The sequence below is a fragment of the Streptomyces geranii genome (genome assembly GCF_002954775.1).
Lineage (GTDB): Bacteria > Actinomycetota > Actinomycetes > Streptomycetales > Streptomycetaceae > Streptomyces > Streptomyces geranii.
This window is the reverse complement of sequence record NZ_PJME01000017.1, coordinates 98470-117121: the sequence shown is the minus strand read 5'-3', so window position 1 is coordinate 117121 and position 18652 is coordinate 98470. Positions and strand designations below refer to the sequence as shown.

The window sequence follows — 18652 nt, the reverse complement described above, 5'->3', positions numbered from 1 at the left end:
GGGCTACGGCCGGTAGCGGATCTCCAGCATCAGGCAGCCGGCGGCCGTCCAATACGGGCCGTGCGGCATGCCAGGGGGCCGGGACGCGAAGTCTCCGGGGTGGAAGGTCCGGTCCAGGGTGAGGTCGTACAGGTCGCCTTCGAGGAGACAGACCTCCTCGACCCACTCGTGCCGGATCACCCCGGAGGACGAGGTGTCGAGCCCCGGTTCCCAGCGCACCAGCCGGGTCAGCACCTCCGGGTCCGCCTCGTCCCTGCTCAGGATCCGCTCGGCGGTCCCGGGCTGCGGCCCGGCGCTCCACGGCATGGCCTCGGGTGAAAAGAACTCCCGCTCGCTCTTCATGACGGTGACCTTCCCTTCCCCGAGTGGCCTCAGACAGTCGGGTGGGCGGGGAGGCGGCCGGGCGGTCACTCGGTCACTCGGTCACTCGGACTTCTCCGCGGGCTCGGAGTCGTCCGTCGGCCCGGCCTGCTCGTCGGTGGCGTCGGTGGCGTCGGTGGTGGCCGCCCAGCTGGCCAGCAGGTTCAGGGCCTGCTGGGAGGGTGAGCCCGGCTCGGCGGTGTAGGTGAGCAGGAACTGGCTGGGGTCCGCTCCGAGCGGAAATGTCTCGAACGGCAGGTCGAGGTCGCCGACGACCGGGTGGTGCAGGCGCTTCAGACCTGTGGTGTGGATGCGTACGTTGTGGGCGGCCCAGCGGCGGCGGAACTCCGCGCTGCGGGTGGACAGTTCGCCGATCATGTCGGTCAGCCGACGGTCGTACGCGTCCCGGCCGGCCTCGGCGCGCAGCATGGCGACCGTGTCGCCTGCGACCTCGTCCCAGTCGCGGAAGAACTCGGGTGCGCGCGGGTCGAGGAAGACGAACCGGGCGTTGCTCGGTGGCCGCGCCGGGTCGGCGTAGGCGGGGGCGAACAGGGCGCGTCCGAGGTGGTTGGCGGCCAGGATGTCCAGGCGTCCGCTGAGGACGAAGGCGGGGGTGCCGGTCATCGAGTCGAGGACACGCTGCACCGGGGGCCGGACGCGCTGCTGAGCGGGCTTGCGTCGCGACGGACGGGCCGGGCCGGCGCCGCGCAGGAGGTCGAGCAGGTGGATCCGCTCGGCCTCGTCGAGCCGCAGGGCCTGCGCGATGCCGTCGATGACGCTCTCGGAGACACCGGTGGCGTTGCCGCGCTCCAGCCGCGTGTAGTACTCGCTGGAGATACCCGCGAGCAGGGCCACCTCCTCCCGGCGCAGCCCGGCGACCCGCCGACGGTCTCCCCCGTACAGGGGCAGTCCCGCCTGCTCGGGGGTGACCCTGGCCCGCCGCGTGCCCAGGAATTCCCGGATCTCCGCACGGAAATCACCGCGAATATCAGGGCTGGGGCTTTTCAGATCTTTTATGCCGTTTGGGTCGTTTGCGCCTGTCATGCACTCCACTCTACGAGCGCTCGCGGCGGCCTGGGGGTCCCTCTCAGTGACCCCCTCAGCAGGGACTCCCGCCGATCCGTGACGAACGGTTCTGTTGAGAAGCAAGAGCAGCAGCAGAGGCAGAAGAGGAACAGGAACAGGACACCCCATGGCAACGAATCTGACCGGCACCGTCGCGCTCGTCACCGGCGCGAGCAGCGGTATCGGCGCCGCCACCGCCCGCCGCCTCGCCGAGGAGGGTGCCTCCGTCGCCCTCGTGGCCCGCCGCGAGGAGCGGCTGACCGACCTGGCCGCCGAGATCGGGAAGGCCGGCGGTACGGCCCTGGTCGTGGCGGCGGACATCACGGACCGCGCCCGCGCCGAGGCGGCCGTGGAGCGGACCGTCGCACACTTCGGGCGCCTCGACACCCTGGTCAACAACGCCGGGCTGATGCTGCTTGGCCCGGTCGTCGGTGCGGACGCCGCGGAATGGGAACGCATGATCGCCGTCAACGTGCACGGCCTGCTGCACACCACCCACGCCGCACTCCCCCACCTCCTCAAGGCCGCCGAGGACGGGCCGCGCCGGGTCGCCGACATCGTCAACGTCAGCTCCATCGCGGGCCGCGTCGCCTGGAACGGTTACGGCGTCTACAACCTCACCAAGTTCGGCGTGAACGGCTTCACCGAGTCCCTGCGCCAGGAGGTCACCCGGCGGCACGTCCGCGTCGGTGTGCTGGAGCCGGGCGGGGTGGACACCGAACTGGGCTCGCACAACGACCACAAGCCCGAACTCCGCGAGGCGATCCGCACCTTCTACGAGCAGACCGAGGTCCTCGCCCCGGACGACATAGCCGACGGCGTCGCCTACATGGTCACGCGCCCCCGACACGCCTCCGTCGGCGAACTCTGGATCATGCCGACCGACCAGGCCTGATCCGGCCCCACCAACGCCTCACGGCACCCGAAAGGAACTCTCATGAGCAAGGTCGTTCTCGTCACCGGCGCCGGACGCGGTCTGGGTACGGACATCGTCCGCGAGGCCCTCGCCGCCGGCCACCGGGTCGTCGCCACCGGCCGCCGTCCCGAAGAGGTCGAGCGGACGCTGGGCGGACCGCAGGCGAACCTCCTGGTCACCCGCCTCGACGTCACCAGCACCGAGGACGCCGAGGCCGCGGCACAAGCGGCCGTGGACCGCTTCGGCCGTATCGACGTGCTGATCAACAACGCCGGTAATTTCTTCGCCGGCTACTTCGAGGAGATCCCGCCCGCGCAGTTGCGCGAGCAGATCGAGACCAATCTCTTCGGCCCGATGAACGTCACCCGCGCCGTCCTGCCGATCATGCGCCGACAGCGCGCAGGACACGTCATCACGATCTCCTCCTCGGCCGGACTGATCGGCCAGGAGTTCTGCGTCGCGTACGCCGCCTCCAAGTTCGGCGTGGAGGGCTGGATGGAGTCCCTGCGCTACGACGTCGAGCCGTACGGCATCCACACCACGGTCGTGGAACCCGGCTTCTTCCGCACCGAACTCCTCGTGGACGCCTCCACCACCTGGCCCGAACCGACGATCGACGACTACGCCGACCGCACCAGGGCGACGATCACGGCCTGGAAGAGCATGAACGGCAGCCAGCCCGGCGACCCCACCAAGCTCGCCCGCGCCCTCCTCACGATCGCCGACCAGGACAAGCCGCTCCTGCGCTTCGTCGCCGGCGCAGACGCCATCGAGGGCGTCGAGGGCAAGGCCCGGGAACTCCTCGCCCAGGCGGACGCGTCCCGCGAACTGGGCGCCGACCTGGGGTACGCGGACACCGGGGCCTGAGGGTCCGGGACTGAGGGCCCGGGACTGAGGGTCCGGGACTGAGGGTCCGGGACTGAGGGTCCGGGACTGAGGGTCCGGGACTGAGGGCCCGGGCCTGACTGGCCGGGCCGACGGGCCGCCGCCGTCACTGATGCCCTGGCCCTCGCCTGCCGCTTATACCGACGACGCCCGTCCGCGCGTATCCGCTAGGCTGTCCCTGGTCCCGCCTTCGTAGCTCAGGGGATAGAGCACGGCTCTCCTAAAGCCGGTGTCGCAGGTTCGAATCCTGCCGAGGGCACAGAGTGGAACCGCAGGTCAAGGGCCCTTTCGTCCGTTGGACGGAAGGGCCCTTTCCTTGTGTTCGCGCTTTGTGTGCGCGGGAGTTGTCAGGCGGAGGACGTGGCGGTCAGCGTCTCGACGAGTTGTCTGGCGCGGGTCTGCTCTCCGAGGAGGATCTCGACCAGGGGGCCCGTGCCCGGGTCGGTCGTGCTTGTCGTGGTCGTGGCCTCTTCGATGTAGCGCTCGGCGGGGCGGGGGTCGGCGGTCAGGTGGGGTCGGTCGTCGGTCAGTGCGGTGCGGACCGAGGTGTAGTCGAGGCCCAGGTCGGCCAGGCGTTCGCCGCCCGCGTACCGGGTGTCGGGGGTGGGGGCGTTCTCCCGGGCCAGGTGCGGGTACCTGAGCGCCACCTCGTGGGTGGCCAGGATCGCCAGCAGGATGTGCTCCGTGCCCACCGCTCTGTCGCCGAGGCTGCGTGCCTGCTCGTAGGCCTCCATGCCGGCCCACCAGGCGGGCTTCGACGCCAGGTTGGTTCCGGCGCTCTTGACCAACCATCGCTTCCAGAAGGGCAGATGGCGGTAGGGGGCGCGGCCGAGGAGTACGTCGCGGGTGGCTTGCAGGTGGGGGGACAGGTCCTCGGCCTCCCTGTCTGCCTCGGTTTCGGTGCTGCTGTCCGTGCGGTCGAGGCGGGCTCGTACCGCTTGTGGTGGGATTCCGCAGGCCGCCAGTAGTTCCAGCGCGCGGTTGTCCTCCGCCAGGAGCGCCCGGAGCAGGTGGACCGCGCCGAACTTCGCCGCGCCCTCTCCCCTCGCCTGGTCCATCGCCGCGGTGAGCGCCCTGGCCGCCGCGCCCGTGAAGCGGTCTCGGCGGTCTCCGGACTCCTCTCCCAGTACCTCCTGCGCGGCGACGCTTCGCTCGGCCTCGTCGGTGCCGTGCCACGCCTCCTCCCGGGACTTCCTGTCCCGCAGCACCGCCAACAGCGCGGTCTGGGTGGCCCCTTCGTCGGCGAGGGCTTCGCGTGCGGTGCCCTTGGACGTGGTGATGCCCGCGAGCAGGTGCTCGGTGCCGATGGCCGCCCCGTCCGTCGCCAGTGCGCCGCCCCGGGCCGCGCCCAGGATTCCCACTGTCTTCCAGTCGGGCTCCACGAACGCCGCCCCGCCGTCTTCCTGCTTCTTGCCGGTCATGGGGTCCAGCCTCCCCTGCGGCGGGCGGCAGTCGCGTCGATCCAGGGGTGGATCTCCCTCTCTATCCATGGGTGCAGGGTCGGTCATTCATTCATGGGTGCAGGGCGGTGTTCCGGTCGCCGGGGGCCGCCCTGCACCCGTTCACTCGCATCAGTGGATCTGCGGGTCAACTCGTCGTGCAGGTCGTGCCGTTGACGGTGAAGGTGGTGGGTGCCGTGTTCGTCGCCCCCTTCGCTCCGATGAAGCCGACCGTCACCGAGGCCGCCGCCGGGATCGTCGCCGTATAGGAGGCGGGTACGACGCTCACGGCCGCGCCCGTCTGGGTCGGGGTGCCGCCCCACATGTTGCTGATCGTCTGGCCGTTGGCGAAGGAGAAGCCGAGGGTCCAGTTGGTGAGGGCGGTGGTGCCCGTGTTGCGCAGGGTGATGTCGCCCTGGAAGCCGCCGGGCCAGTCGCCGACGATCCGGTAGGCGACCGAGCAGCTGACGCCCGGGGTGCCGCCGCCGGGGGACGTGGTGACGTTCACCGTCGCCGAGCGCGGCGAACGGTTGCCGGCCGCGTCCCGGGCGTACACGGCGAAGGTGTACGCCGTGGCCGCCGTCAGGCCCGTCACCGTGACCGTGCCGCTGGTGGAGGCGGCGACCGTGGTCTCCGTACCGCCGCTGTTCACTCGTACGACGTCATAGCCGGCGACGCCAACGTTGTCGGTCGACGCGGTCCAGGTCAGGGTGGTCGAGGTGGCGGTGGTCGCGGAGGCGGCCGGGGTGCCGGGGGTGGTCGGGGGCTGGGTGTCGGTGCCCGTGCCGCCGCCGTAGATCGTGGCTTCCCTGGACGTCTGGGCTATGCCGTTGGCGCCGTTGAAGATGCGCTGGCCCCAGGTGCTGAGGTTCTTCGGGTCGAAGCCGATCGATAGGTCGAGGATCGGGTCCGTGTTGCCGCTCCAGGACCAGGCCAGGTAGCCCAGGTCGAGTTGCTCGGCGGTGGCCATCATCGTGTTCTCGTCCGGGTCGCCCCACTGGTCGGCCGGGCCGCCGAACTCGCCTATGAGGATGGGGAGTTTCGCCGTGACGAAGGCGTTGAGGTAGTCGGTGATCTCGGCCGCCGTGTCGAACACGCTGTACATGTGGATCGAGAAGATGAGGTTGCCGGTGGTGTCGGCGTTGTACACGGTCTGGGCGTTGGCGCGCATGACGCCCTGCCAGTCCTGGCCCCAGTTGGGCGCGTCCACCATGATCGTGTGCTCGAAGCCGGCGGCGCGGAGTTTCTGTACGGCGGCGATGGTGGGGGCGGTCCAGCCGGCCGGATCGGTGTTGCCCCAGGGCTCGTTGCCGATGTTGATGATGACGTAGTTCTCCTGGCCCGCGAGCACGCTCTTGAGGCCGATCCAGTAGTCGGCGGCCTGGTCGAGCGTGCCGGCGGCGGCGTCCTCGCCGTAGCCGGTGGTGTCGTGCACCTCCAGTACGCAGATCAGGCGGTTGGCCTTGCACTGGGCGATGACGTTGGCGACGTCGTCGGCGCTGTTCTTGGTCCAGCGGTGGCCGTCGGCGAGCACGACCCGGACGCTGTTGGCGCCCAACGCCTTGACGTCCCTGAGGGATTGGGTCTGGTTCGGGTACCAGGTGTGGGCGTGGTTGACGCCCCGCATCACGAAATCGTTGCCGTTGCCTTCGAGGAGACGGCCGTTGGAGATGTGGATGCCGGTGGCCAGGGTTCCCGGAGGCTCGGCCTGGGCCTGGGTGGGGGTCGGTGCCAGCGCCAGGAGGGCCAGGATGGTGGCCAGCGCGGTCAGCAGGACGGTTAAGGGGCTCTTTCGCGTGGCGCCTCGTGTCGTGGTGCTTCTCTGTGTTCTCACTGCGACTCCAGAAAGTGGGCGCGAAGGAACTTCAGCATCAGCGGAAATGTGGGAGCGCTCCCATAAACCCATCGCGGCAGGAACACGTCAAGACATCGCGCGTCATCGCGAGCTGCGGAACGTACGCCGGTACGTGTCCGGCGGCACCCCGATCGTGCGGTTGAAGTGGCGGCGCAGGGTCGTGGCGGTGCCCATGCCGACGGCCTCGGCGATGGCGTCGACGCTGTCGCCGGTGGCCTCCAGCAGCTCCTGCGCGCGCCGGATGCGCTGGGTGAGCAGCCACCGCAGCGGGGTGGTGCCGGTGACCGTACGGAAGTGGCGGCCCAGGTTGCGCGAGCTCATGTTGGCTTGGCGGGCCAGGTCCTCGACGGTCAGCGGGCGGTCGAGGCGTTCGATGGCCCAGGGGAGGAGTCCGGCGAGCGGATGGTCGTCCTGCGCGGGCACCGGCGCGGTGACGAACTGCGCCTGGCCGCCCGCCCGGTGCGGCGGTACGACGAGCCGGCGGGCGACGGTGTTGGCGACCGCCGAGCCGTGGTCGAGGCGTACGAGGTGCAGGCACAGGTCCATCGAGGCGGCCTTGCCGGCGGAGGTGAGGACGCTGCCGTTGTCGACGTACAGCACGTCCGGGTCGACGTCGACGAGGGGGTGACGGGCGGCGAGGACGTCGGTGTGCGCCCAGTGCGTGGTCGCGCGCCGCCCGTCGAGCAGTCCGGCGGCGGCGAGCACGAAGGCCCCGGTGCACAGGGAGGCGACCCGCGCCCCCGCCTCATGGGCGGCGCGTACGGCGTCGACGAGTTCGGTGGGCGGCGCCTGGTCGACGTCGGCCCAGCCGGGGACGATCACCGTGTCGGCGCAGGGGAGTTGGTCGAGGCCGGCGTCGGGTTCGAGGAGGAATCTGCCCGCGCGGACGGGGGCGGGGCCGCAGAGGGCGACGTCGTACCAGGGGGCGGTCACGTGGGAGAGGTCGGCGCCGAACACCTCGTAGGCGATGGAGAGTTCGAAGTGGAGCATGCCGTCGGTGATGGCGATCGCGACGGTGTTCGTACTCGTGTCCACGTCCATGTCCATGTCCGGAACTGTACGGGGTGTGTCGTTCCGGACACTCGCGCGGGTCGGGCAGCGCGGTCAGGATGGCAACGGTTGGTGTTGGTGAAGCGCGACGGGGAGAAGACATGGGATCAGGGCAGCGGGTCGCGGTGTTCGGGGCGTACGGGCACACCGGGCGGTTCGTGGTGGCGGAGTTGGTGGAGCGGGGGTACGTGCCGATCGTCTCCGGGCGGGATGCGGGGCGGTTGAGGGAGCTGGCCGCGTCGTACGGCCCAGGCCCGGGGCTCGACGTCCGCCCTGCCCCGGTCGACGACCCTGCGGCGCTGGACCGCGCGCTGGCGGGTGCGGTGGCCGTGATCAACTGCGCCGGGCCCTTCGCGGTGACCGCCGCGCCGGTGATCGAGGCGGCGCTGCGGGCCGGGATCCCGTATGTGGACGTGGCGGCGGAGATCGAGGCCAACCTCGACACGTTCGCGCACTTCGGGGAGCGGGCGCGGGCCGCGAAGGCGGTCGTGATCCCGGCGATGGCGTTCTTCGGCGGGCTCAGCGATCTGCTGGTCACGGCGGCCATGGGCGACTGGACGTCGGCCGACGAGGCGCACATCGCGTACGGCCTGAGCAGCTGGCATCCGACGGCCGGTACGCGCACGGCGGGCGCTGTGTCCCGGGAGCGTCGGGACGGCCGCCGAGTGCGTTACAGCGGGGGTCGGCTGGAGTACCACGACGACGCGCTGCCGACCCTGAAGTGGTCCTTTCCGGAGCCGATGGGGGCCCGGGAGGTGATCGGCGAGTTCTCGATGGCGGACGTGGTGACCGTCCCGAGCCACCTCACCATCCCCGAGGTGCGCGGCTACATGGCAGCCGAGGCGGCGAGGGACCTGGCGGCGGCCGACACCCCGGCGCCGGTCGCGGTCGGGGGCGGGGAGGGGAACGGGGACAGGCGGTCCTCGCAGACGTTCGTGGTCGATGTCGTCGTACGGGCGGGGGGTGTTGAGCGGCGGGCGGTGGCTCGGGGGCGGGACATCTACGCCGTGAGTGCGCCGTTGGCCGTGGAGGCGGTGGGGTGGGTGTTGGCGGGACGGACTCGGGGGGTGGGGGCGGGAGTGTTGTCTGCGGGGGCGGTTTTTGACTCGGTCGGGTTCCTCGGGGCTCTGTCTGCGCATATCTCGGTCGAGCTGTTTCGGTGAACGCGCGTCAACTCCTGCGCCAGGCGCCGAGCAGTTCCTCGGGGCCGTATGCCGCTTGGAGGCCGGAACAGCTGACGCCGTTGCGGGAGACCGCCACGAGCGGTACCGGCTCGTCGGTGATCGCCGTGCGGTGCTTGCGCAGCGCGGCCAGGTCGTGGCTGTCGAACGCGGAGTTCTCCAGCCACTTGACCGAGCCGAGGAACAGCAACCGCCTGGCGACCGGCTGCCGGTCGGCGCCCACCAGATCGATCTCGACGTCGTTGCTGCGGGTCCAGTAGCCGCCGATCGCCGGGGCTGCGGGCAGGGGTCCGTCCGGCAGGAGCCGGGCGAGGGATTCCCGGACGAGGGGCTCGATCGCGCGGCCCCGCCAGCTCGTCCACCGCTCCCTGATACGGCTCAGGGTGAGGTCCCCCCGGCCGCGTTCGATCTCCGCGGATCTCCATGGCCCGGGTGAGGGTGGTGCGGCTTCCGCATCCCCACGATGCGCGTGCCCGGCTTCTGGGGCTGACCGAGGCGGGCTGGGCCGCCACTCGCGCCGCCGACCAGGCTGCCCGGGCCGCCGTCGCACCGTGGCGGGAGACGCTGGGCGAGGCACGCTTCAGCGAACTTGTCGCCGACCTGACCCGCGTCACTCCACCGGGGCCGATCCGCCCCGCGTGGTGAGCCGGCAAGTCACTGGCCACCGCTCCGCCGGTCAGCCGCTTAGCCGGTCAGTCCAGGCCGGAGACCCGGCCCGGGAAGAAGTCGGCGCTTTGGACGTACTCCATCGCCTTGGTGAACTCCGGGTCGCCGAGGCGGTGTTGCATCTCCTCCGGGGTCAGGTCCTCCACGCGGGTCTGGATCCAGTACAGATTGCCCAGCGGGTCGTGTACCCGGCCGACGCGGTCTCCGAAGAAGAGGTGGGTGACCTCGGTGACCGAGGTGCCGCCGGCCGCGACTGCCTGGCGGTGCGTGGCGTCGGCGTCCTCGACGTAGAGGCGGAGGAAGCCGGGGGTCGGCGGCCACTCGGGGCGGGCGTCGAACATCATCACCACCGAGTCGCCGATCCGTACCTCCGCGTGCTCGATGGCCCCGTCCTTGCCCGCCAGGCACGCCAGCTCCTCAGCGCCGAACGCCCTCTTCATGAAGTCGATGAGCCGCACCGTGTCGCGGGAGATGATCCATGGCGTCACGGTGGTGTAGCCCTGGGGAACAGGTTTGACGGACATCCGGTTGCCTCCTGGCGGGTTCCTGGGGTGGCTTCTGGGGTGGTTTCTGGGGCAGCACGAGTGCCTCGACGTGGCGACGACGCTAGTTCCCGACTAGGTCAGGGGCTGTCCTAGAACATGCGGGAGAGCGCAGTCCAAAACGCGCTCGCGCGTTGCTCCTTCCCTGGGCAGACGTCGATGGCCCGCAAGGCAGACCTCCCGGCGCTTCGGGCAGCTCCGCCGCCTCGGGCTGGTAAGCGGCCGAGTCGGCGGCAGAAGATCGCCTCAACGGAGTGGCACGCGAGGCGAGTTCGTCCCGAAGGGTCGCTCCGCCTCTGCTCCTGGAAGGTGGACAACCCCCCATGAAGCAAATCGCCAAGAACGCGGTCCTGGCCGCGCTGACGTCCGTCGCGGTAACGGCCTCGCTCACCGTCGGCGCGACGAGCGCGTTCGCGATCAACGAAGGCACGTGCAGCAGGACCGACTTCCTGCAGATCACCATCCACCGGCCCGGCGAGAACTCGCAGATGCGGTGCTACGCCAACGCCGGAGAGGCCAACCTGATCTCCACGAACTGGTGGGTCACCCGGATCTCGACCGGCAACAACCGTGTCCAGTGGCTCGGGGACGGAAGCTGGCAGCCCGCTCAGGGCATCGACAAGTGGACCGTCATGACCTGGCCGAACCACCCGGGCGGGGTCAGCATCAACAAGGTCAGGATTCTCTGACCCACGGGCTAGCCAGCTGACTGGCCGACTGGCCGACTGACTGGCTAACCGGTTGTACGTGAGGCTGCACGGGACGGCGGTTCTGACGATCGCCGTCCCGGGCCGACCTGGTCACTTGGGCCCGTCATCCTTTGGGTCGTCCCGGCGTGACTGCGCGAACGCCCAGCCGCTCCACCGCTCGACCCGAACGGCGACCACGGGGCCCCGGGGAGGGCAGTCCTCGTACTGGCCATGCCGGTCGTACTTGCCGCACAGCGACTCCACCGCGCGGAGCCTCTCCTCGCCGTCCTCCAGGACCTCACCGCGCCCGTCGGCCCGCGCCCACCACAACCGCGACCAGTCCTCGTCGTAGTGGTCGACCAGCACCGTCACCGAGGGGTTGTCCCGGATGTTGCGCAACCGGCGCAGGTCCCAGGTGCTTTTGGGCTTGTGGTCGACGGCGAAGTAGAGGTTGTCGTCGAGGACTGCGAAGGTCACGGGTACGGCGTGGGGTACTCCGTGGGGGTCGGCGGTCGCCAGCCGGGCGACGGGTGACGTGGCGAACCGTTCCCTGGCGACGAGCGGCGAGAGTTTCATGCGGCCCACGGTAGTCACGTAGACCTTGGTTCCCGTGGGTTCCCGTGTCCCCGGTCCCGCGCTCGGTCCCGCGCCCGGAGCGCTTTCCTCGGCGGCTGCCGAGCGCCAGACTGCGGCTGTGAACTCGAACGACTCCGACCCACACGGGCGCGGAGCGGTCGACACCGTCGAGACGGAGAGGAAGCCGTCGCCCTCGTCGTGGCCCACCTACCCGATGACCTGGGCCCGGCTGTGACCGGTACTGCTGACGACCTCGGCCGATGACGTCGGTCGGCCCGGCCTCCCCCAAGAGCGCTCGAACCTGGTGCTCGGGTACGCGACGAAGTCAGGTCGCCCGTGCTCGGTGGGCGCCCCACGACTTGGCGGCCGTATGGACACTGTGGGTCCAGGAGTTGGGCGACTCGTCGGCGATCTCGGCCCACACGCTTTCGTTGGCCGCCGCGAACGCGTCCAGCCCGGCCTCGGGAGCCTCACGGAAGGCAGGGATGCGAGAAGCCCACTGTTCGGCGCTCTCGGGTGACTGGCCACCCTCGGCGATCAGCCAGACGACCCAGTACCCGGCGTCCAGCCACGGGGCGCCCCGGGTGGCCCACGCCCAGTCGACGAGCCACGCCCGCCCCTGACCGACCAGGACGTTGGTGGGGTTCGGGTCGGTGTGGCAGAGGGCGTCTCCGGTGAAGTGCGCGAGAGCCGCGGCCGGTGCGTGGTCACGCAGCCGGTGTCCGGCTTCCTTGAGTTCTACGCCGTCCGGCGCGCGCAGCTCCGACAGCCGTTCCAGAGTCGCGGCGACGAGCGGGAGATCGTCCGAGCCCTGTGCGTAGTCGGCGTGGCGGCCGTCGAGTGCGTCGAAGGCGACGAGGTCCCATCCGCCGGTCCGGAGGTGCCACCGCACGCGTGGAGAGAGGCCGTTCACGTATGGGCCCATGTCCGCTTCTCGCTGCTGCGTCCACATCCGAGGGTGATCCACGGGCAACCCCTTGACGTACACCTTGCCGTGCTCGGTCGTCAGTCGCGCGGAGATGGCGGAGTTGAAGCCGGCCGACACGGTTTCGACGCTCAGGAGCGGGCCGGTGCGGGCGAGGACGGAGCCCTGGACGTCGTCGGGCAAGTCGGCGAAGTCGATGCGATCGGTCGGCATGGGTGCACTTTTGCAGAGAGCAGAGACAGGGGTGGCCCCGCACAGCACGACGGCTGGAGTGCCCAGGCAGTCGGTACGTCGGCACGCACCAACACGTCTGAAACCGTCGGCTTCTCCGGCGGCTCGGATTCCGCACTCACACGCAACCGACCCGGCCGACGTGCCGTCACGCCCCAGCAGGACGAACAGACGAAAACGTCTGCGGAAGGTACCTCTGACGGTCATCACGTTGATATGGCTAGATCACGACCGGAGCGCGCGGCACAGGACAGCAGGGAGCGTCCAGCCAGATGCGCTGCGCCTGGACGGTCACGGTCACGCCGAAGCGTTCCCGGCTGGGCCGGTCGTTCTCGACGTACAGCGCGTGCGCGGCCTCTACCGCGTCCCACAGCGGTCGCGGCCCTGCCTGCCGTACGGCCCCGCCCTCGCACCGCGCCCACGCACCGTCAACGGCCCACAGTTCCAAGGCCGTTACCGTGCCGTTGTCGCCTCGCTCGAAAGCGAACGCCGTGTCCGGCGTGATGAGGGACAACACGAAACGGAATGCGTCGTCCTCGGCGACGACAGCCGGATCGACGGCTGTGAGCCGCCCGCTCGTCGCACTCGGCCTGCCAGGGTGTGCCGGGGTGCCGGTGGTGCCGGAATCACGGGCGGCCATAAAGTACGAGCCTCCTGGCAGGAACCGTCCTTCGGCACGGCCGTCGTAGCCGACGACCAGGCTCACGGTGCCCCAACCCAACGGGCACACGATCAGTCCGGCGGGCCTTACCTGCTCCAGCCAGGACGTCGGGATCGTGGAGAAAGCGCAGGTGGCAATCAGCCGGTCGTACGGTGCCCGGCCCGGATAGCCGTCGCGGCCGTCCCCGGCGACGACCAGCGGCGAGTATCCGCAGTGCCGCAACCGCGACTCCGCCAGCCGTGCCAGCGCGGGGTCGACCTCCACCGTGACCACCTGGCCGCTGCCCAGCCGCTCCGACAGAAGTGCCGAGTTGTAGCCGGTGCCGGTGGCCACCTCCAGCACCCGATGGCCGTCGGCCACTTCAAGTGCCTGGAGCATGGACGCCATCAGGCCGGGCGCGGTGGACGACGAGGTGGCCACGCCATCCGTCATCTGGGTCGCCAGCGCGTCGTCCGTATACACCAGGTCGAGCCAGTCGGGATGGGCTGCCGACACGAGCCGCCGCTCAGCATCGGCCAGAATCCAGAACTCCGGTACGAACGCTTGGCGCGGTACGGTCTCGAACGCCTTCCGCCAGGCGGGGTCGGTCAGTCGGCCGTCGGCTTCCAGAGTGTCGGCCAGCGCAGCACGCAGTTCGGCGGCACGCTCTTCGGTGTGCGTCGTCATGGTCGTCCTTCGGCGAGTAGGTCAGCAATGTGCGGGGCGATGGGCAGGCCGGTCCTGTTCTGGATCCAGGACCACTCCCCGGACGGGTTGCACTCGAACAGCACCCAGTCCCCGGCCGGGGTGACGGCGAAGTCGAACGCGCCGAAGTTGAGGCGGAAGTGTTTCAGCCAGCCCAGCACGCCCGCCCGTACGTGGTCCGGCACCCCGCACACGTCGTAGGTGAGGGCGTCATAGTCGCTGCGCCAGTCCACCCGGGAGGCGTCGCTGCCTGCGTGGATCTCGGCCGCGAACATGTCCGTGCCCACAACGGTCAGCCGTACCTCGTGGGACTTGGGGATCCACTCCTGGAACAGGTGCGCCGTCAGGGAAACCGTGTCGTCGAGGGTGCCGGGGTCGATCAGGGCCGTCGGCACCCCGGTGCGGCGGCCGTCCGGGTACTTCAGGGGGCCGCCCATGAGCGGCTTGCAGATCACCGGGCCGCCCAACTTCCCGCAGAACCTCCGGGCCGCCTCCGGGTCGGTGGTGATCAGCGATCGGGGCGTGCGGAGTCCGTGCGCCACCGCTACCGGGAGTTGTCCCGGCTTGTGGGAGGCGATGCCGTCCATGTCCGGCCGGTTGACCCAGGTCACCGGCAGTGCGTACAGCGTGCCGAGCAGGCCGGCCAGCGCCTGCTCGTTCGCCCATGTGCGGTGGGGTTCGTGCAGTTCATCGGATACGGCGGGAAGGCGGGGCCGCCTGTAGTAGACGGCCCTCACCTGCTCCAGCCGTACGGAGCGGTGTTCGTCGGCCAGGATCCCCGTCCAGGGTGCGTCGGTGTGTTCGGCGGACAGGGTGACCGCCGAGGGGAAGTTCCCCATGTCGAACCGCATCACCGGCACATGCCGGATCGTCAGTTCGTCGACCACCAGATCTGCGGCGGGGTCCAGTTCTTTGGTGACGACCAGCACCGGACCGCCGGACAGACGCGGTGTCACCGCATCACGTACGGGTCGGAGGTGTCGTCGTTCTTGCTGTCCCAGTTCGTGTTCGTGCAGCTCCCCGCCAAGGTCGTGGACCGGCTCCACAGCGAACCGGAGCCGTCGGCCAGGACGTTGACCTGACGTACCGGGTCGTAGGCGAATGCTCCTGCCTCCAGAGTCACGGTGTACGGGGTGCGCTCGGCGCGAGCGCCGAAGGGGACGACTGTCGTGGGCACGGTTCCTCCGTTGGCTGGTTGGTGGTGAGCGGGCTTTCACTGTCCGGCGCCGGAAACAACGGACCGCTCCCGCACAGGTCTGCCCACACCCGCTTCCCGCCGTGGACCGACTCGCTCCCCCAGTCGTGAGCGAGAGTCTCCACGAGGAGTAGGCCACGTCCGCTCTCGGCGTCACAGGACGGCGCAGCCGGAGCGGGGCTGGTGCGGGAGGTGTCCGTCACGACGATTCGTACGGTCTCGTCGCCGGTCCGGGTGAGGGAGGTGCCGACCGTGGCAGTGCCGGTGTGTTCCACGGCGTTGGCCACGAGTTCCGTGACGATCTGCTCGGCCACCTCGATCAGGTGGGAAAGGCCCCAGCGCTCCAGAGCCCGCGCTATGTCCCGGCGGGCCTGCCGGGCGGCCTCCGGCCTCGCCGGATACCGCTCCTGGTAGCGCTGTGGTCCTACTGATGCCGATGCAGCCGTCGTGGTCATCGTCGCGTCCCTCGGGGGTGCTCGCGTTCCGTGTGGCCTCATCACCGAGCGTCAGGGCCGCTGCCCCGTTAGGCTCGTCCGGTGATGCATACGACGGTAGAGAGCCGTGATCACCGCTTGAAGTGACTGCGGGTACAAGTGGTTTGCCGCGAACCAACGCAAACGGGGCTGTGGATGAGGTCGAGTTCACCACCAACCCTGACCGGGGGTCAGGGAACACCCGGGCGCCCGCGAACAGGCGTCATTTCCGGCTACGTCTTCCGGGTCATACGGGAGCAGTTGGGACTCACCCAGGAGGAAGCGGCCGAGCAGCTGCGGGTGTCCGCCGACACGATCGCGGGGTGGGAGTCCGGTCGGCGGCCCCTGACCGCCGTACCGGTCGGGCAGATGCTCGTGCACCGGCACCGGCTCATGCAGTTGGGCACGGTTCCCGCGCTTCTCCAAACCCTCGACCGCGCTCTGGAAGCAGACGTCCTCCTCGCGAGCGCGCTCGGTGACGAGGCCTCCCTGGTCGAGGACAGCCCGCTCGGAGCCTGGGTGATGCAGCGCGACCTCGTCGAGGTGCTCGCGTGGCCTCTCAACCACGTACCGCCCCAGCCCGTCCGTGACCTGCCCGCCCCGTCCCGCAAGCGCCGGGGACCCACGCCGACGGGGCCGGAACTGTCGGCCTGCGAACGGACGCGCTTCTTCACGCGGATGCGGAACACCGCGGAACAGGCCCGAAGCGAGGGCCAGTTCCTCCTCAGGCGGCAGGCCCTCTATCTCTCCGGGTACGACGATCAGCCCGACACGACAGAGTGGCTCGTCCACCAGCAGACCACCGAACGCCCCGGCGACTGGCTCACCCGATGGCTGGGCTCCCGTTCCGTCGCGGCCGTCTCGGCCCGGCGAGGAGACCGGGACCGTATGACCCACTTCATCGACACCGCGCTGACCGACGACGACGCCGGTGAGACCGCGAACCTGAACTACTGGGCGTACTGGATCGGCGAGACCGCGCACCTGGAGCTGAGCGACGACTTCATCGCCGCCAGCGCCCCCGGTCCCTGGCCGGGCGACAAGCTGCTCACCCACCTCACCCAAGGGCTCGCCCCGCATCACGGCTATGTCGACCTCAACATCCACTCCGTGTGGTCCCTGCTCCAGGTCCGGCCCAACCTGTTGCGCTCCGGTGCGGCGGGCCACGCCCTGCGCGACCAACTGCCCGTGATGTTGGATAGCCGGGAGCTGTCGGCGCGCGGGCGCCGGGAGCTGGAGAGCATCCGGTACGCGATCCGCCTCGCCGAGGCGTGAGAGGAGTCCGACGGTGGCCGAAGACCTGTCTGCGGTAGCTCGCTTCCTGTACGAGGCGGGCACCCTGAAGCAGACCAAGCGCACCGGCTGGTGGATGGCCGGCGTGCGCGACCCCGAGTCCGTGGCCGAGCACTCCTGGCGTACCGCCCTCCTCGCCACGATCATCGCCAAACTCGAAGGCGCCGACCCCGCCCGCGCCGCCTACCTCGCCGTGTGGCACGACTCCCAGGAGACCCGTACCGGCGACGTCAACCACCTCGGCAAGAAGTACGCCTCCGCCGCGGACCCTCGTGCGGTCACCGACGACCAAGTCGTCGGCATGCCCGAAGTGTTGGCCTCGGCGGTGCGCGAGATCGTCGCCGAGTACGAGGCCAAGGAGTCCCCCGAGGCCATCTGCGCCCGCGACGCCGACAAGCTGGAGTGCATGATCCAGGGCGTCGAGTACAAGGCCCAGGGCTACCAGAACGCGCAACGCTGGATCGACAACAGTCGGGGGCGACTCGTCACCAAGTCGGCCAACGAACTCGCCGACGCCGTGCTTGCGACCGGGTCACTGGAGTGGCTGCGGGCGGCGCTCGGGGAGAAGCAGGGCTGACATCGGGGCCCGAAGCTCAGGGCCCGAGTTTCAGTGGGGGAGGCTGCGTCGACACCGCCTCCCCCACCCCCTCGCACCCGCAACCCCGCGAAGCCTGAGCCCCAAGCTCCAGGCGCCGAGATCCGAGCCCCTTTTGTATTGAATGGGAGGGAAGTTGAACCCACCCTCCCACCCTCCCCTGGCCTTTGGCGCGGGCGCCGCGCGCGCCTCAACTGCCGCCTATACCAGCGGATGTGACTTTTCGTGATCGGCTTGCGACGCGCCGTGGTGACCGTCTAGCGTTCGCAGCAATAAACAACCCCGGCCGGGTGCTACCAACACCCGCCGGGGTCTGACCGACAAGATTCATCAGGAGTGATCTCGTGGCGTACGACGACTTTATCGCTGCCCCGCCCGACCCCGCAGCCCATCCCCTCGCCAAACCCGGCTACGGCAAGCGCTCCGCCCCGGACCAGTCGCCGCCCCGCAACGGCGACTTCGAGCATCTTCCGGCCCGCGCCGCCTATCTCGCCGGCCTCCTCGACCGGCTCTCCGAGAACGCGGCCATGGACGCCAAGACCATCGCCAAGGCGCAGCCCCTGTACGGCCAGGCGGCCGTGCGCACCACCCTCAACGAACTCGGGGTGGCCGGGCATCTGCGCCGGGTCCGCCGCCAAGTCCCCTCCGGTGAGAGCGTGAGCGGCACTCGGTGGGTCTTCCACACCTACTGGTCGCGTACCGCACGTGACAACGAATGGTGGGCTGTCTTCCTCCGAGGTGACGTGGTTCCCGGGGCGGCTGCGGCAGCCTCGGAGGAGACGGACGTTCAGGAGCCCCCGGCCGCCGACGAGGACCCGGAAGCCTCCGGCGCCGTACCGCCCCCGGAGGCCAACTCACCCCGCCCCGAACGGAGTTCGGCCCCCTCCGCCGCGTACGACACCCTCGCCCGGCTCGGTCTCCAGGAGCCCCGGCTCGCGCTGTCCGCCGCCGACTGTGCGGCCCTGGAGCAGTTGGCCGCCGAGTGGGTGGCCCGGGGCGCGTCCCCCGAGCACCTCACCCACGCCCTCCTCGCCGGGCTCCCGAACCCCGTGCACTCGCCCCGGGCGTTCGTCAAGCGGCGGCTGATCGACAAGATGCCGCCCGAGCGGACCGTCGTACCGGCAACGCCGACTCCCGGGCCCCGGCGCCGCCTGATGCTGGAGTGCACGAACTGCAGGGTGCCGGGGCGGCCGGAGGCGCTGCCCGGGGGGTTGTGTCGGGGTTGCCGGAGCCTGGACGGGAGTGGGCCCGGCGTTCCCGAGCGGTCGGCACGTCAGCCCGATCCGGGCGTACGTGCGCTGGTCGCGCAGGTGCGTGCCGGGCTGCGTGTGCCTCAGCGAGTCTGAACCGTCCTCTGTATGGAGTTACCGG

At 70.2% G+C, this 18652-nt stretch carries 20 protein-coding genes, 1 tRNA gene and 1 pseudogene; 9 read left to right on the top strand and 13 right to left on the bottom strand.

Translation table 11 applies throughout. The annotated features are described in order from the left end of the window. Positions 1–3 precede the first annotated feature (3 nt). Both CW359_RS23075 and CW359_RS23070 read right to left on the bottom strand, forming a co-directional pair. A complete protein-coding gene (locus CW359_RS23075) occupies positions 4–342 on the bottom strand; it encodes a cupin domain-containing protein (RefSeq protein WP_105971981.1) in 339 nt (112 codons plus the stop codon). 81 nt (positions 343–423) lie between these two features. After that, the gene (locus tag CW359_RS23070; RefSeq protein WP_105971980.1) at positions 424–1404 is read right to left on the bottom strand and encodes a helix-turn-helix domain-containing protein; all 981 of its coding nucleotides are present in this window, start codon (positions 1402–1404) and stop codon (positions 424–426) included. Between the two features lie 148 nt (positions 1405–1552). Between CW359_RS23070 and CW359_RS23065 the strand changes: the two genes are divergently transcribed. The 3 genes from CW359_RS23065 (at position 1553) to CW359_RS23055 (ending at position 3485) form a co-directional block, all read left to right on the top strand. Beyond that, positions 1553–2320 carry an SDR family NAD(P)-dependent oxidoreductase gene (locus CW359_RS23065; protein WP_105971979.1) on the top strand — a complete coding sequence of 256 codons (768 nt, stop codon included), beginning with the start codon at positions 1553–1555 and terminating at the stop codon, positions 2318–2320. 42 nt (positions 2321–2362) lie between these two features. Continuing rightward, positions 2363–3208 (top strand): SDR family oxidoreductase, encoded by an 846-nt coding sequence (locus tag CW359_RS23060; protein ID WP_105971978.1) that lies wholly within the window; start codon positions 2363–2365, stop codon positions 3206–3208. A 204-nt stretch (positions 3209–3412) separates the two neighbouring features. Next, a tRNA-Arg gene (locus CW359_RS23055) sits at positions 3413–3485 on the top strand. An 88-nt stretch (positions 3486–3573) separates the two neighbouring features. Here the strand turns inward: CW359_RS23055 and CW359_RS23050 are convergent. The 3 genes from CW359_RS23050 to CW359_RS23040 form a co-directional block, all read right to left on the bottom strand. After that, entirely contained in the window at positions 3574–4647 is a 1074-nt protein-coding gene (locus CW359_RS23050) for a Clp protease N-terminal domain-containing protein (protein WP_105971977.1), read from the bottom strand. Between the two features lie 166 nt (positions 4648–4813). Next, positions 4814–6499, bottom strand: coding sequence for a cellulase family glycosylhydrolase (locus tag CW359_RS23045; RefSeq protein ID WP_232838544.1), 1686 nt, complete (start codon positions 6497–6499; stop codon positions 4814–4816). A 102-nt stretch (positions 6500–6601) separates the two neighbouring features. Continuing rightward, the gene (locus CW359_RS23040; RefSeq protein WP_105972039.1) at positions 6602–7561 is read right to left on the bottom strand and encodes a helix-turn-helix domain-containing protein; all 960 of its coding nucleotides are present in this window, start codon (positions 7559–7561) and stop codon (positions 6602–6604) included. A gap of 110 nt (positions 7562–7671) precedes the next feature. Here CW359_RS23040 and CW359_RS23035 point away from each other — a divergent pair, with 110 nt between their 5' ends. Then, complete coding sequence (locus tag CW359_RS23035; RefSeq protein WP_105971975.1) at positions 7672–8733, top strand: saccharopine dehydrogenase family protein; 1062 nt, start codon at positions 7672–7674, stop codon at positions 8731–8733. Positions 8734–8740: 7 nt separating this feature from the next. On the opposite strand, the pseudogene CW359_RS23030 reads toward CW359_RS23035, so the two are convergent. Together CW359_RS23030 and CW359_RS23020 are read right to left on the bottom strand one after the other, a co-directional pair. Further along, positions 8741–9166, bottom strand: a pseudogene (locus CW359_RS23030) (DUF234 domain-containing protein); the annotation flags it as partial. Positions 9167–9443: 277 nt separating this feature from the next. After that, a complete protein-coding gene (locus CW359_RS23020) occupies positions 9444–9941 on the bottom strand; it encodes a VOC family protein (protein ID WP_105971974.1) in 498 nt (165 codons plus the stop codon). A gap of 341 nt (positions 9942–10282) precedes the next feature. Here CW359_RS23020 and CW359_RS23015 point away from each other — a divergent pair, with 341 nt between their 5' ends. Continuing rightward, positions 10283–10648: a beta/gamma crystallin domain-containing protein gene (locus CW359_RS23015; protein WP_105971973.1), complete on the top strand. Its 366-nt coding sequence runs from the start codon at positions 10283–10285 to the stop codon at positions 10646–10648. 111 nt (positions 10649–10759) lie between these two features. Here CW359_RS23015 and CW359_RS23010 read toward each other — a convergent pair whose 3' ends face one another. Continuing rightward, positions 10760–11224 (bottom strand): TIGR03668 family PPOX class F420-dependent oxidoreductase, encoded by a 465-nt coding sequence (locus CW359_RS23010; protein WP_105972038.1) that lies wholly within the window; start codon positions 11222–11224, stop codon positions 10760–10762. Positions 11225–11422: 198 nt separating this feature from the next. Here CW359_RS23010 and CW359_RS47605 point away from each other — a divergent pair, with 198 nt between their 5' ends. Beyond that, on the top strand, positions 11423–11488 hold the full coding sequence (locus CW359_RS47605; RefSeq protein WP_408647511.1) for a hypothetical protein: 66 nt from the start codon (positions 11423–11425) through the stop codon (positions 11486–11488). Positions 11489–11549: 61 nt separating this feature from the next. Here CW359_RS47605 and CW359_RS23005 read toward each other — a convergent pair whose 3' ends face one another. The 5 genes from CW359_RS23005 to CW359_RS22985 all read right to left on the bottom strand — a co-directional run bounded on the left by CW359_RS23005 (position 11550) and on the right by CW359_RS22985 (position 15375). After that, complete coding sequence (locus CW359_RS23005) at positions 11550–12362, bottom strand: phosphotransferase family protein (protein ID WP_105971972.1); 813 nt, start codon at positions 12360–12362, stop codon at positions 11550–11552. A 238-nt stretch (positions 12363–12600) separates the two neighbouring features. After that, positions 12601–13707 (bottom strand): methyltransferase domain-containing protein, encoded by a 1107-nt coding sequence (locus CW359_RS23000; protein ID WP_105971971.1) that lies wholly within the window; start codon positions 13705–13707, stop codon positions 12601–12603. Beyond that, the gene (gene tgmB / locus CW359_RS22995; protein WP_232838542.1) at positions 13704–14681 is read right to left on the bottom strand and encodes an ATP-grasp ribosomal peptide maturase; all 978 of its coding nucleotides are present in this window, start codon (positions 14679–14681) and stop codon (positions 13704–13706) included. The genes CW359_RS23000 and tgmB overlap by 4 nt, the downstream gene beginning before the upstream one ends. After that, positions 14678–14848, bottom strand: a complete 171-nt coding sequence (tgmA, locus tag CW359_RS22990; RefSeq protein WP_232838541.1) for a putative ATP-grasp-modified RiPP — start codon at positions 14846–14848, stop codon at positions 14678–14680. The genes tgmB and tgmA overlap by 4 nt, the downstream gene beginning before the upstream one ends. Further along, a complete protein-coding gene (locus CW359_RS22985; RefSeq protein WP_105971969.1) occupies positions 14845–15375 on the bottom strand; it encodes an ATP-binding protein in 531 nt (176 codons plus the stop codon). The genes tgmA and CW359_RS22985 overlap by 4 nt, the downstream gene beginning before the upstream one ends. A 174-nt stretch (positions 15376–15549) precedes the next feature. Here CW359_RS22985 and CW359_RS22980 point away from each other — a divergent pair, with 174 nt between their 5' ends. The 3 genes from CW359_RS22980 (at position 15550) to CW359_RS22970 (ending at position 18627) form a co-directional block, all read left to right on the top strand. After that, positions 15550–16668, top strand: a complete 1119-nt coding sequence (locus CW359_RS22980) for a helix-turn-helix domain-containing protein (RefSeq protein WP_105971968.1) — start codon at positions 15550–15552, stop codon at positions 16666–16668. A 13-nt stretch (positions 16669–16681) separates the two neighbouring features. Next, entirely contained in the window at positions 16682–17263 is a 582-nt protein-coding gene (locus tag CW359_RS22975; RefSeq protein ID WP_105971967.1) for an HD domain-containing protein, read from the top strand. A 362-nt stretch (positions 17264–17625) separates the two neighbouring features. Beyond that, positions 17626–18627 carry a hypothetical protein gene (locus CW359_RS22970; RefSeq protein WP_105971966.1) on the top strand — a complete coding sequence of 334 codons (1002 nt, stop codon included), beginning with the start codon at positions 17626–17628 and terminating at the stop codon, positions 18625–18627. Positions 18628–18652 lie beyond the last annotated feature (25 nt).